The organism is Chishuiella sp., assembly GCF_032109125.1.
In the GTDB taxonomy this organism is placed as follows: domain Bacteria; phylum Bacteroidota; class Bacteroidia; order Flavobacteriales; family Weeksellaceae; genus Empedobacter.
The window spans coordinates 30,720-43,626 of the sequence record NZ_DAMCLZ010000005.1 but is presented as its reverse complement, the minus strand read 5'-3'; the positions used below and the strand labels follow the sequence as shown (position 1 = coordinate 43,626).

16 protein-coding genes are annotated in these 12,907 nt (G+C 26.3%); 14 read left to right on the top strand and 2 right to left on the bottom strand.

All coding sequences use genetic code 11. From position 1 onward, the window contains the following. Nucleotides 1-349 precede the first annotated feature (349 nt). The 11 genes from RT575_RS07145 to RT575_RS07095 all read left to right on the top strand — a co-directional run bounded on the left by RT575_RS07145 (nt 350) and on the right by RT575_RS07095 (nt 7,773). Nucleotides 350-607 (top strand): hypothetical protein, encoded by a 258-nt coding sequence (locus tag RT575_RS07145; protein WP_313579810.1) that lies wholly within the window; start codon nt 350-352, stop codon nt 605-607. Then, nucleotides 604-1,980, top strand: coding sequence for a hypothetical protein (locus tag RT575_RS07140; RefSeq protein WP_313579808.1), 1,377 nt, complete (start codon nt 604-606; stop codon nt 1,978-1,980). Before RT575_RS07145 ends, RT575_RS07140 begins: the two co-directional genes overlap by 4 nt. Before the next feature lie 2 nt (nt 1,981-1,982). Then, nucleotides 1,983-2,936: a DUF6712 family protein gene (locus RT575_RS07135; RefSeq protein WP_313579806.1), complete on the top strand. Its 954-nt coding sequence runs from the start codon at nt 1,983-1,985 to the stop codon at nt 2,934-2,936. Nucleotides 2,937-2,938: 2 nt separating this feature from the next. Then, nucleotides 2,939-3,796, top strand: coding sequence for a hypothetical protein (locus tag RT575_RS07130; RefSeq protein ID WP_313579805.1), 858 nt, complete (start codon nt 2,939-2,941; stop codon nt 3,794-3,796). Further along, the gene (locus RT575_RS07125) at nt 3,793-4,248 is read left to right on the top strand and encodes a hypothetical protein (protein WP_313579803.1); all 456 of its coding nucleotides are present in this window, start codon (nt 3,793-3,795) and stop codon (nt 4,246-4,248) included. The genes RT575_RS07130 and RT575_RS07125 overlap by 4 nt, the downstream gene beginning before the upstream one ends. Nucleotides 4,249-4,252: 4 nt before the next feature. Next, nucleotides 4,253-4,630, top strand: coding sequence for a hypothetical protein (locus RT575_RS07120; protein WP_313579801.1), 378 nt, complete (start codon nt 4,253-4,255; stop codon nt 4,628-4,630). A 19-nt stretch (nt 4,631-4,649) separates the two neighbouring features. Beyond that, entirely contained in the window at nt 4,650-4,925 is a 276-nt protein-coding gene (locus RT575_RS07115) for a hypothetical protein (RefSeq protein ID WP_313579800.1), read from the top strand. A gap of 2 nt (nt 4,926-4,927) precedes the next feature. Then, nucleotides 4,928-5,071, top strand: a complete 144-nt coding sequence (locus RT575_RS07110) for a hypothetical protein (protein ID WP_313579799.1) — start codon at nt 4,928-4,930, stop codon at nt 5,069-5,071. A 103-nt stretch (nt 5,072-5,174) separates the two neighbouring features. Continuing rightward, on the top strand, nt 5,175-6,491 hold the full coding sequence (locus RT575_RS07105) for a PIN-like domain-containing protein (RefSeq protein ID WP_313579797.1): 1,317 nt from the start codon (nt 5,175-5,177) through the stop codon (nt 6,489-6,491). A 3-nt stretch (nt 6,492-6,494) separates the two neighbouring features. Continuing rightward, nucleotides 6,495-7,241, top strand: a complete 747-nt coding sequence (locus RT575_RS07100) for a hypothetical protein (protein WP_313579795.1) — start codon at nt 6,495-6,497, stop codon at nt 7,239-7,241. 193 nt (nt 7,242-7,434) lie between these two features. Beyond that, the gene (locus RT575_RS07095) at nt 7,435-7,773 is read left to right on the top strand and encodes a hypothetical protein (RefSeq protein ID WP_313579794.1); all 339 of its coding nucleotides are present in this window, start codon (nt 7,435-7,437) and stop codon (nt 7,771-7,773) included. Nucleotides 7,774-7,796: 23 nt separating this feature from the next. Here the strand turns inward: RT575_RS07095 and RT575_RS07090 are convergent, their stop codons facing one another. Next, nucleotides 7,797-8,561 carry a hypothetical protein gene (locus RT575_RS07090; RefSeq protein ID WP_313579792.1) on the bottom strand — a complete coding sequence of 255 codons (765 nt, stop codon included), beginning with the start codon at nt 8,559-8,561 and terminating at the stop codon, nt 7,797-7,799. Between the two features lie 62 nt (nt 8,562-8,623). Between RT575_RS07090 and RT575_RS07085 the strand changes: the two genes are divergently transcribed. The 3 genes from RT575_RS07085 to RT575_RS07075 all read left to right on the top strand — a co-directional run bounded on the left by RT575_RS07085 (nt 8,624) and on the right by RT575_RS07075 (nt 12,521). Then, entirely contained in the window at nt 8,624-9,487 is an 864-nt protein-coding gene (locus RT575_RS07085; protein ID WP_313579790.1) for a S49 family peptidase, read from the top strand. 13 nt (nt 9,488-9,500) lie between these two features. Beyond that, complete coding sequence (locus RT575_RS07080; RefSeq protein ID WP_313579788.1) at nt 9,501-11,642, top strand: hypothetical protein; 2,142 nt, start codon at nt 9,501-9,503, stop codon at nt 11,640-11,642. Nucleotides 11,643-11,705: 63 nt separating this feature from the next. Further along, complete coding sequence (locus RT575_RS07075) at nt 11,706-12,521, top strand: hypothetical protein (RefSeq protein WP_313579786.1); 816 nt, start codon at nt 11,706-11,708, stop codon at nt 12,519-12,521. 80 nt (nt 12,522-12,601) lie between these two features. On the opposite strand, the gene RT575_RS07070 is transcribed toward RT575_RS07075, so the two are convergent. Next, nucleotides 12,602-12,880, bottom strand: coding sequence for a hypothetical protein (locus RT575_RS07070; protein WP_313579784.1), 279 nt, complete (start codon nt 12,878-12,880; stop codon nt 12,602-12,604). Between the last annotated feature and the right edge of the window lie 27 nt (nt 12,881-12,907).

Below are 12,907 nucleotides of genomic sequence, written 5' to 3'. Positions count from 1 at the left end.
TTAAAACCATAATTGATTAAAAATCAATGGTTTTTACATTTTATTTAAATAATTAAAAATAAAATAAACACTTTCACTCCGACCCGCTCAGAATCATAAATCAACGTTGAAGGATTCAAAAAAAATTAGAAATATGACAATCTCCCTTGCAACCCTCTTATACAAAGGGTTTGAGCGAATAATATATTCTAAAATTTAAAAAAATTGTACAAATTTCATTCGAATCGTAATTAATAATTTTCTTATAAGTTCTGAAGCTATCATAAATAGAGACTTCCTTATATGTGTTTATGTAATATATATTTTCTTGTGTCAATAATGTTGTGTCAATAGCATGCGATATTTGAATATGAACATTCATTACATGACTGCTATTCGTCGTATGAAACAGTTCTCTGAACATGAGTTTGAATTTAGTTTTGAGTACTACACATTAAAAGGAAAAAGGAAAACAGTTCATCGAGCTATTTTAAACAAAGGATATCGCAACGATCAATCTAAAAAAGCGAAATTTTTAATTGCTTATAAAGATTTAGATAAAAATGAAAATAGACAATTTCATAGATCATTATTAATGAAGTTAAATGAAGCAAACGTTTACTTATGATTCAAACATTAGAACATGAAGAAGCATTGTTGATGTACAATGATATGGGAGCAGTAACATTTTCAACAATGAATGATCCTCGTGGTGAAAAAAAAACAGAACCAAGAACAAAGGATTCCTTAGAATGGAATAATTCAGTTCTACAATTAGGTGAATACTACATATATCAATATGGTGATTGTAATAACTTACCTACTATTATTCGAGATATTGTTCAAAAGAATTATATAGCTCCTGGTTTATTATCCAAAAAGAAAAACTTACTATGGGGACAAGGTCCTAAATTATATCGTGAAATATTTGATGGTAATGAGTTAATTCGTGAATGGGTTCATGATAAAGAAATTAATCATTGGTTAGATTTTATTGATGCAGAAACTGAAATAAATAAATTAGCAAAAGATTATAATTACATGGAGGCTTGTGTTTCTAAATATGAATTGAATAAAGGTAGTTTAATTGGTTCGTCTCTCATAACTCAAATAGATCATATTCCTATTAACAAAGCTCGTAAAGGATTATTATCTAAAAACTTTATAAATGGCCAAAGAGAATCAACTCATTGTATTATATCAAATACATTTGCTGATCAATATAATCATGATATAACAGCTAAGGTTTATAATCTATTTGATAGGAAAAATCCTTTTGCTTCAAAGAATAGTATTGTTTATTCAAATGAATATTCATTTGGTATTGATGTATATACTGTTCCAGATATATTTGGTTCATTGGAATGGTTGAAAACTTCAACAGCAACACCTTTAATTTTACAAGCTTTTACTAATAATTCAATCAATTTAAAATTTCATGTTGAATCCCCTCAATTATATTGGGATAAAAAGGAATTAGAATTAAAAGACATTTGTACAGAAAAAGGTACTGATTATAAATCTTCTATGTTAGTTGAATATAGACAATCATTATTTAAGCAAATTACAACAGTATTATCTGGAGCTGATAACTCTGGAAAAATGTGGCACACAATAAAATTGTATGATGATAATGGAACTGATCTTAGGGAGTTTGGTTGGTCAATAAAACCAATTGACCAAAATGTAAAAGATTTTATTGAATCACAAATTGCAGTTTCTCAACGTGCAGATTATGCTGTTGGTGCAGGAATAGGGATACATTCGGCATTAGGTAATATTTCTCAAACAGGTAAATCAGATTCAGGAAGTGAGCAATTATATGCCCATCAAACACATCTTAATACAAATGTTACTATTCCAGAAATGATAACACTTAAAGCCTACAATGAAGCCATTAGAGCTAATTTTAAAGGAACTGATTTAAGATTAGGTTTTTACCATGTTGGTGTTAAAAGACAACAAGATATTACACCTTCTGAACGAATAATAAACAAATAATCATGGAATTGTTATTTACAAATAGTGAAGAATTAAAACAGTATTTACCATATATAGATGCTGATATAACATTTGAAAATATTATTTTAGATGCAAATAATTCAACAAAAACAATTATTAAAATAATTGGAAAAGAATTATACAATTCTATATATAAACTCCAACAAGAAGATTCAGAATCTAATAAACAATTAATTTCTTCTGTTGCTTATCCTATTGCTGTAGATGCTTATCGAAATTATGTTATTAATAATGATGTAGCTCATACTAATTCAGGAAGAAGGATGAGAGTATCTGAACACGAAAAACAAGCATTTGAATGGATGATTGATCGTGATAATAAACAGTTGGAAAAAAGATACTATAAAGCTTTAGATAATATGATTGAAACATTGGATGAATTAAATCCTTTAGTTAAATCTAATAAAAATTGGAAAGATTCAGAGGAATATAAAAACACATTTTATCCATTATTCAGAACTACAGATGAATTTAATGAATATTTTGAAATTGAATCAAGATATTTATTGATTAAATTGATCCCAGGTATTAAGAAATGTATACAAGAAGAAGTAATTCCAAGAATAACAGAATCAATTTGGAGTGAATATTTTACAGCATTAAAAGAAAATAAATCTATACCTAATCAAAATATACTATATCATATAAAAGCTGCGTGTGCATATTACTCTCTTTTCTGGGCTTCAACTAGATTATCTGCAACTATTTTACCAGAAGGTATTTTACAAAATTTTGTAGCTGAAAATCAAACATCTCAAGCTAAAAAAGTTCCTGATACAAATCAATTTGGAGTATTAAAAAATGTTTTTGAAAAAGATTATAAAGCTGAATTAGTTAAGATTGAAAATCTTATTAAGCCTAAAATAAACTCAGATAACAAATCTATATCTTATGAAATAGATTTAAGTAAAAATGATAAAATCATAGACATATAATTATGAAGGAAATATATTTTGGATTAGAAAAAAAGGTTTATTTTCCAGAAAATTTACAAGAGTGTAGCTCGAATGAGTACATAGATATTTGTCGACTAATTTATTTGTATCATGTAAAACAAATAGATTGGAATCAATTTCTTTCACTAGCAGTATATTCTATTCTAAAAATAAAACCTACAGATAAAAATAAAAGAACTGAAAATGAGGATTTAGAGCATTGGAATAACATTGCATTTTTATCTCAATATATTGAATCATTTTTTATAGTAGATAAAGAAATTAATTCTGTTCAGCTAATTAATCATTTATCTGAAAGAAAAATAACACACTTCTATTATTGGTTAAAAAAATATTATGCACCATCAGATGGATTTTTAACAAATACTTATGGGCAATGGGAGGATGCTGTAGAAATAATATTAGATCACTTCAAATATCCTGATGAAGATAATATTTATAAAGTTTTATCTATTTTCTTCTTACCAAAGAATGAAAAATATGATAAAGAAAAATCATTAAAAAGAATATCAAAATTCAAACACTTAGATTTAGGCATAGTTTACGGGTTTTTTCTTCATATCACAGCATTTATGAATTTTCTTAATTCTGCTTCAGTTACTATTGCAGGTAAAGAAATTGATTTATCAATAATTTTTGATAATGATTTAAATTCTTATGAATCTCCACGACCTGGAATAGGAATAAAAGCAACTGCTTATAAAATGGCAGAATCTGGGGTTTTTGGGGATTACAACAATGTTAGAAATTCGAACCTATGGGAAGTCTTAATCAGAATGTATGATATTACTAAACAAGCAATCGACATGCAAGAACAACAAAAACAATCATCAAAATGATAGATATCCAAAGATTATATGAATTAGGATTAGAAATTAAATCAGCAGATATAGGATTTAATTCTTTTAAACTTGTACAGGATGAATCTGAAGTTGTAAAAAATTTACAACATCATAAAGTTACTGATAATCATTTATTAGTTATTGTAATTCCTTCTGTAGATAGTAAAAAATCTCAAAATATAGATAATATTCAATATCGTAATTTGATGCAATTTTTGATTTTAGAAAAAAGAGATCCTAAACTCCCTACAAATAATTTTGAGGATATGATGATATATAAACGAACTCAAGATTCATTGAATAATTTATTAGAATACTTTTTTAAAAATTTTGATGATGAAGAATCCAATTGTGAAATTTTTAGAAATTTTGATACAGCATCATTTCAAATAGATCCTGTAAAAGGATTAACGGATTGCTTTGGCTGGAGTTGGACGTTTAATATATAATTTTATGAATTTAATTGAATTAAGAAAAGATAATGCTGATCATGTTCTTAAAAAAAGATTTATAAAACGTGTTCTTACTACTGAAGGAAAATCAATAATCCAAGCACAAAAAGAAAGGATGAAAGAAAACGATTTTTCTAATCCAAAATTTAATTTATTAGCATTAAATGTATCTGATTTTCGTGCAACATTTTCACTATTAAAATTACACAGATTTGTTGACATGAAAACTCGTAATACTAAAAATGGTATTATTAAAAAGAAAAACTATCCTATTTATAATCAAATTGTATTTGGACATCTAAATAATATTATTTCAGAAATATCTTTTGGTTATACTGATACAGTTATAGAAGAAATGAAGAAGTTAGAAAATATTTAGTATTTTAGAAAAAAAATAAATGACACCTAAAATTTCTATTTATGAACTCTTCCCTATTACTTTTAAAACTTTAAAAGATTTTATTACTGATAAAAAATTAGATGAAGAATATATGATTTTACTTCATCAAAAAAACTTTGACCAATTGGTTATTGACCATTTAACAGAATATAATTCAAGTATGGAATTTCCTTTTTATTATTTAGGAATTGAAATAGATGAAGATATATATAATAAAGTGGGGCGATATCAAATAGGAATTATAGAAAATGAAAAATTTAATCAATTATATTAGTTATGTCAGATTACAAAATCCTTTTTCATAGAAATTCTTCAGAACTTGAAAAAAAAGTTAACGAATATTTAGACAAAGGTTATAAACTTGCAGGCGGAATGTTTGGTATGAATTCAGTTTTATTTCAAGCTGTTTACAAAGATTAATAAAACCCACTCAAATGAGTGGGTTTTATTTTACGGAAAACCATAATTTGATATTATTTTTATTATTTACTTTTATAAGTTTTAAAAAAAAATAATTAATACGATGAGTAAAATAGAATTGATATCTGATGAATTTTCATTTAAGGCAAAACGAGAAATAAAATCATTAAATGAATACTGGGAATGTTTAAAAAAATTTGATAAAGAATCTAAAGAAATTATTTCAGAAAAAAATAATTATCCAATTTTTGTTGATACTAATTTTTTATTGAAATATTATGAAATTTCATTAGAGTCGAGAAAAAAATTTTTTAGTTATATTAAAGAAAATAAAGAAAGAATTTATATTACTAGACACGTTCAAAAAGAATTTATTAAGAATCGTGAAAAAACTATTAAAGGGTTTAATTCTTCAAAAATAAAACCTACATTAAAATCATTATATGATGTTATTAAACAATTTAATAATTTTAAAAATCAAAGTAAATATATCATTAATGACCAAAAAGATATTACAGAAAAAATAGAACAAATTGATAAAGAATTTGAAGGCTTAAATAAATTCTTTGAAGAAGATTTTCAAAAAAAATATCAATTTGATATTTTTTCAAATGATGAATATTTAGATCTTATTTTGGGATGCCATATTCTTGATGATTTAGATGAAAATGAAATTTCAATTATAAAAAAACATTTTTCTGAATTAGAAGTATCATTAAAAAGTACACCTATTGAAAAAAATATAGATTTACGTTTTCCTGGATGTAGTGATATAGATAAAGAAATAAATAAAGAAGGAGACTTTATTATTTATCATGAAATTTTAAAAAATATTAAAATTTTAAATAAGAGTGTGATTTTTCTAACATATGACAGTACTAAAAGTGATTGGTTTCATTCAGACAAAAAAACAGTAATGCATTACGTTTATAATTCTTATAATAATACTAATCAAATATTACATATTATTGATGCTGAAAGATACTTACCAGATATTTATAATATAGATCATGATGTTTTAGAGGATAGTTATTCCAATAAACCGAGTCCTAGCTATTTTGATAAACTATTCGATTCTAATATTTATGGAAATATAGAAGATGAATATGGAGTATTATATCCAAGTATATCACAAGTTAATGATAGTAATAAAATAGAAAACTTCCATTTTTCTAAATTAATTAGTTTATTAATAAGTAGTGGAATTGAATTAGACAAAATTGAACTAAAACAATTAAATGAAAAAACTCTAAAAATATATTTATTATTATTAGAAAATAATATTTCCATACAAGAATTTAAGATAATGATAGTTAGAAAAATCAAGATTAATGATTCAAAAGAGTTTGTTATTCCCTCACTAATACTTGATGAAATTATATACAATCTTAAAATATACATTAAAAATAATAAATTTTAATTCATGAAAAAATTTCTTTCCTTTTTATTGCTGACAATTACAATTTCGGCATTTCCTCAGGAAACTCAAACCACTGAAAAAGATACTTTAAATAGGGTAATGTTCAATTCTGTAAATAAATTATTTACGAATTTAAAATCAGATGAAGAACGTGAACTATGGTTAAGTGAATTAACTAAAATTGAAGAAAAAACAAAAGACACAGAACTTATAGAACAAGTGAAAATTAAAAAAGATTCTATATCAAAATTGAATTTTCCAAAAACTAGTTTTGATTTTCAAGATATTTCTACATTAAATCCGAAAGAAAATAAAGAATACGAATTTGATTTTGATAAATTCAAAGGCAGATATTTTATACATCCAAAAAATGCATGGCGTACAGATTTTATTTTAGACCCTTACATATCTTACAAAGAAGGTAAAGCTTTGATATTTCTAAACATTCGTTATTTTGGAAGTAATTGGGTTTTTCATGATAAAGTAAAATTTATCGTAAATAATAAAGTTATTGATTTTCCAATTTCAAAACCAGAAACAAAAGTATTAAATGCTGGAAAAGTAAAAGAATATTCTAGTAATTTACTTAGTGATGAAGAAATTGAAATTTTACGAAAAATTGCTAATAGTGAACAAGACGTTGATATTCGTTTCGAAAGTGATACGAAAGCAAGTGATAATAAAATTAATAAGAAGACAAGGAGTCATATCAAATCATTACTTGATTTCTTCGATAAATACAAAAAATAAACTTTTAGAGTTATGCATTTGCATAACTCTTTTTTATTTTATTATCTTTGCTTTGTCAACGAATTCATACATCAAATGAAAAAAAATCTTAAAAATATAATGGTAGGCATATGGGTGCAAGTCCCAAGACTTCATCGTATGATGTTCGTTGACGGTGACCTACCTTTTTTTTATCATAAAAATGTCAACGATTATGTCAAAAACAAACAACAGTACATTAGATGTACATCAACAAAAAATCAATAACCAAACACTTATTTTAGAACAAGAAATTATAGGTACTATCCTAAATATTATTCTAAAAACCGATAATCCTGCTCATATCTCCAATGTTGTAAAAGATGTTCAACAAGATTTTATAGGTTATTTTGATAATGGAGATTATGCATATTTACGAGATGGGAATATTATTTTAACTGAATTTCAAAGTATTTTTAATTCTTTAGCAATGGCAGAACCAGAAGCTATAGATAAACTCAGAATTAATAACCAAAAGAGAACAGAAAGAATTTCAAATAAAATGAATATATAATTAAAAACGCCCTTTATTGGGCGTTAATTTATTAAAAATCTATCATGCATTATTGAATTAAAAAAATCATCACTTAAGTATTTATCTAATTCCATTTTTTTGTAAAAATTGTAAACAAATTTCTCATTCTCTAGATTAAAATATAATTTAGATTCTACCAATAATAGTAAACAATAAAAATATAAAATTATAAATTCTTCTTTTAGAATAAACATTCTTAATATTTGATAATATTTTTCACCATATTTATTTCCGTCAACATACTTAAAAATAAAAATTAAATCAGTTTGCATCTCATTTATAATATTAAGAGAATTAACATCATTTAGTTTGCTTTGAATATCTTTATTGAAATAACTTTCTTTTAAAATATCTTTTTTTTGAAGTAAATCATATCTTCCTTTAAAAGATTTTAAATAATATTGAAATTGATTTTCATAATTTGATTTAGGAATATTATCACCAATTAGATATCCTCTACTTTTTGATCTATATAAATCTAAAAAAATAATTAATTGATTATAAAAATCTTTTTCATCCTCCTTATCTTTTAATTTATCAATTTCTAATTGTTGTTTATTAATACTATAAATTAAAAGTAAAGTACTTGAAAAAGTTAATAAACTTCCAAATACCCCCCCTACAAAACCTCCAAAATCATTTAAAATACCTATATCTATATTAAAACTAAAGCCTGTTGTTCTTAAAAATTGTCCAACTGTAATAACAAATGCAAATGGTGAAATTATCAATATCCCAAATGCAACTCTTTTTAATAATTTATTCATCTTTTTCATGCGTCAGTAATCTTCAAATATAATGAAATTAAATTGCCTTCAAATACTATACAATGAAGGTATTATTCGAATTACAAAACAGCCTTTGGGCATTCGATTTACAAAGTACAAGATATTACTCAAAAATAGCCAATCAGTTTTTAGAAGGGCAATTTAATGCTAAATCTTTTGGAGAAAAACCAGAAGCAATAAGCTATTTAGCCAATGAATATGGTGATACAATTACAAACGATAGTAAGAAACAAAATTCTACTTACGCAATTGTAGAATTAATAGGACCAGTTACATTATATGATACTTGTTCTAATTATGGTGCTGAAAGTATAGCAAATAGACTAAATAAATACAATAATGATGATTCTGTAAAAGGAATTATTCTAAAAACAAATACACCAGGTGGTGCTGTTCCTGCTATTAATCCATTTATTGATTTTGCAGCTAAAAAGAAAAAACCTGTAGTTGCTTTGTGTGATCAAGCATTGTCTTTAGGAGAATGGGCAACAGATATTCTTGCAGATCATAAAATGGCTTCTAATAATATATCTGCTCGTTTTGGTTCTATTGGAGTTGTTGCAACTTTCTATGGGTATAAAAAAGCTTTAGAAATGGCAGGATTAGAAGAACATGAAGTTTATTCTGATTTATCTGATTGGAAAAATAAACCAATCATAGAAGCCTTAGAAGGTAATTATGATTCTTTAAAATCAGAATCTTTAAACCCTTTAGCTCTACAATTTCAAAATGCTGTAAAAGCAAATAGACCAAAGTTGGACTTATCAATAGAAGGTATTTTGAATGGACGCACATTTAATGCAGATGATGCATTAAAATATGGATTAATCGATAGCATTGGAAATTTACAAGATGCTATTGAAATGATAGATGTACTATCTGAAATAAAATACAACAATAATTAATAAAATATTTCTTATGAATTTTAATTGGATTAAAATGCAAACTTCATCTAAATGGTTAATGAAAATATTAGGCATTGAGAAAATTGAAGTAAAAGATAATGAAATCGCATTGTCTGAAGATCAGCGAGAAAAAATTGAACAACAAATAGGCGTAGAAAAAGCTCAAGCTTTATTTGATGGCCTTAATGCTGAATTAAAAAAGGAAACTGAAGGCAATCAAGCTTCAGAAGAGTTAAGAGTAGTTTTAGAGGAAATTAATGGTGTCGTAAATGCTACAGAAGAAACTTCTGAAACAAATGCAGTAGAACAACCATTAGAAGCTCAAGCAACTGCAACTATAAGAAATTTACAAAAACAAAATACAGAAATGGCTAAAGAATCTATTGGAGATAATCCTGCAGCAGTTATTCAAAATGCTATGAATTTAACTCCTTATGGTGTAAATGCTTTACCAAAGCATACAGCTACACACTTATTTGGTCAAAATTTAGATTATCAAGCTGTTGAACACAGATCTTGGAATCAGAGAGCAATGAGTGGTTCTGCAAAAGCAACAGATTGGAATAAAGAAAATATTCCCGTACTACAAGGTGATGTAGAACATTTTATTCGTCAAAATCCAACTGTTTTAGTAACCTTCTTTAATGAATTTGAATCTTTACCTGCAGAGTGGTCACAAACTACAGGCGTTAGAGATCGTATTACAACAGCTTCAATTACATTTGGAGAAGTTACTCAAGCACGTTCAAGTACATGGGCAGCAAAAGGAGGTTTTAATATTTCTGTAGAAATTGGAGAAGTTTATCCTAAGAAAATTGATTTAGAATTTTCTGGACCACAACTTCAAACATTAGAAAACACATGGATAGCTAATATCTATAATTTAGATGGTTCACATCCTTGGAAGATGTCTTTTATTGGTTGGATTCTTTCAGAAACAATCAAACAAAGAATGTTGGAGGATCGTAATGCTCAAATTAATGGTATTTATGTTCCAACACCTGATAACAGAGCAGGTAATTCTGTAAATGCTCAAGATGGATTATTAATTCAATTATATAGAGCTATCAACACAAGAAATATTTTACAACCATTTTCTTTAGGTGCTCCAACATTAGAAAATATTGTAGATTATGTTGAGAACTTTATCAAGCTAATTCCAGAAGAATATTTAAAACTTCAAGGTTTAGAAATAGGAATGTCTGCAGCTTGGAAATTAGCTTATCAACAAGCATTAGGAAACAGTCAGGTAGTAGTATTAGATAATCAAAGAGGTATTTTCAAATCTACAATAGACTACGTGAAAGACCGTCCAAATATCAAATTACAAGCTGTGCCTGATATGGTCAATTCTGATTTTTTCTATTTGACTTTATCCAAAAATATTGATCAATTAAGTTTCTTACCAGAAGAAGCTAATCAATTTACACTAGGTCATGACAAGCGAGATACTTATGCATTTGCAGATTATAAATTAGGTATTCGTCTTCAATACATCGGTATTAAGCTATCAAAAACGCATGTTAATAAATATGCTAATCAAGTAGTTTTTACAAATGACATGCCTATTTTCGGAAAAGATGTATCATTCCCTGCTTATGATAACACATCAGGAATCATTAAAATGTATTATTCAACTGCAAAAATTGATTCCGAATTTAAAACAGATATTACAGAACTAGCAGATGTAGCTTCTGGACAAGTCATAAAAATTCAAGGAAATACATCTTTAGGAGCTGAAGTAAAAATAAAAAAAGGAGAACTATTAGATTTAACAACTGATTTTAATTTGAAAACTGGAGGTACTTTAACCCTATTAGCTTTAGGAGAAGGTAAATTCAAAGAAATTAAGCGTACAGCTTCAGCACCATCTATTTCTGATAAAATCAATTTTGATAATACTGCAATAGATGCTGTTAATGCTACAGAATTTAAATTCAATGGATCAGAAGCAAAAGATTTATTAACTATTATCAATGGAATTGAGAATAAAAAAATAACTATTTATGGTTCTGATATAGCAGAATTAACTGTAAAAAAATCAGATGCAATAGCAATAAATGCAGATGTAGTTCTAAAAAAATCTGATGATTATATTCAATTAGTATTTATTGAAGGATCATGGTATGAAATTGCCAAAAATATTTCAGAATAAATTTTTAAAAGTAACTACTTAGGTAGTTACTTTTTCTTAAACGTTAATTAAAAAAATAAGACTATGCGTCCAAATTTAAAAAGACCAGAAGGAAAAGCACCAGGAGGTCCTACTAATTTCAAAAAAGAAATTATAATCATCGCTGTTGCTGACATTATTCAATTTCCATCAAGAGATGAAAAAGGGATTCGTTTTATCAATGATTTTGTACTTGCAGCAAACGCTAGAATGCATACAGTTTACCACACATCGTCTAAAGGAGATGCTTCTTGGGAATCTACAGGAGATCCTGATGCATTTTCTCGTGAACCTAAATTTGCAACACAACATCCAGGTGGTACAGTTGAAGCATTAGAATTTTTAGAAGATTGGACTGGAGTAGATTCAATTCTTTTAATTGGATCATGTGATAAACTAGGTTATATTGTAGAAGGAACTCCTTGTACTCCAATGCAATTAGTTCCAAGTTATACAAGTAACAATGAAGGAACTTATTTTACATTAAATTGGCAAGCAGATGGTAAAACATCTCAGTTCCCTGGTTATTATGAAGGAAATTTAACTTTTTCTGAACCTATAAAGGCTACTTCAAATACTATTATTGTAGATGGTGAAATTGGTAAAATGGTACAATTACCAAGTGCTGATACAACAGCAGAAATTTCTTTTTCAGAACTTAATAATGTAAAACACAATGATAGAATTACCTTAATTGGTGGTGGTGGAAATGATCCTTATACATTGGCAAATGGAGGAACAGGTACAACCATTATTTTAAAGAATGGTACTAATTGGACATCCTTAGAAAATTCTATTATTACACTACGTTATTATGATGCTGGTGCAACCAAGTATTTAATAGAAGAAAATAGAAAATAATAATTTTATTAAATAATTAAAAAAGTGGTCAAATTTGACCACTTTTTTTTAGAGAAGGAGATGAATGTCCTTCTCTGAATTTATTCCCAACTTAAAAACCAATATCCATCTTTTTTTTTAATTGTGAAATTCAAATGTTCTAAATCTTTACTTTTTTTATATATTTTTCTCCAAGTAATTTCACTGATAGAATTTAATCTAAAAAATAACATTTTAATTTCTTTATCTTTTTCAATTTGATATAGTCTATTAGATATTATTTTAACATCCTTATCCCATGACTGAACAGAATAAGTTTGTACAGGCACTAAAAAACTAAGTAGTTTAAATGCACTATCTATATCTTCTCTTGTTATCATAGATACTAATTTAATATAAAAATAAAT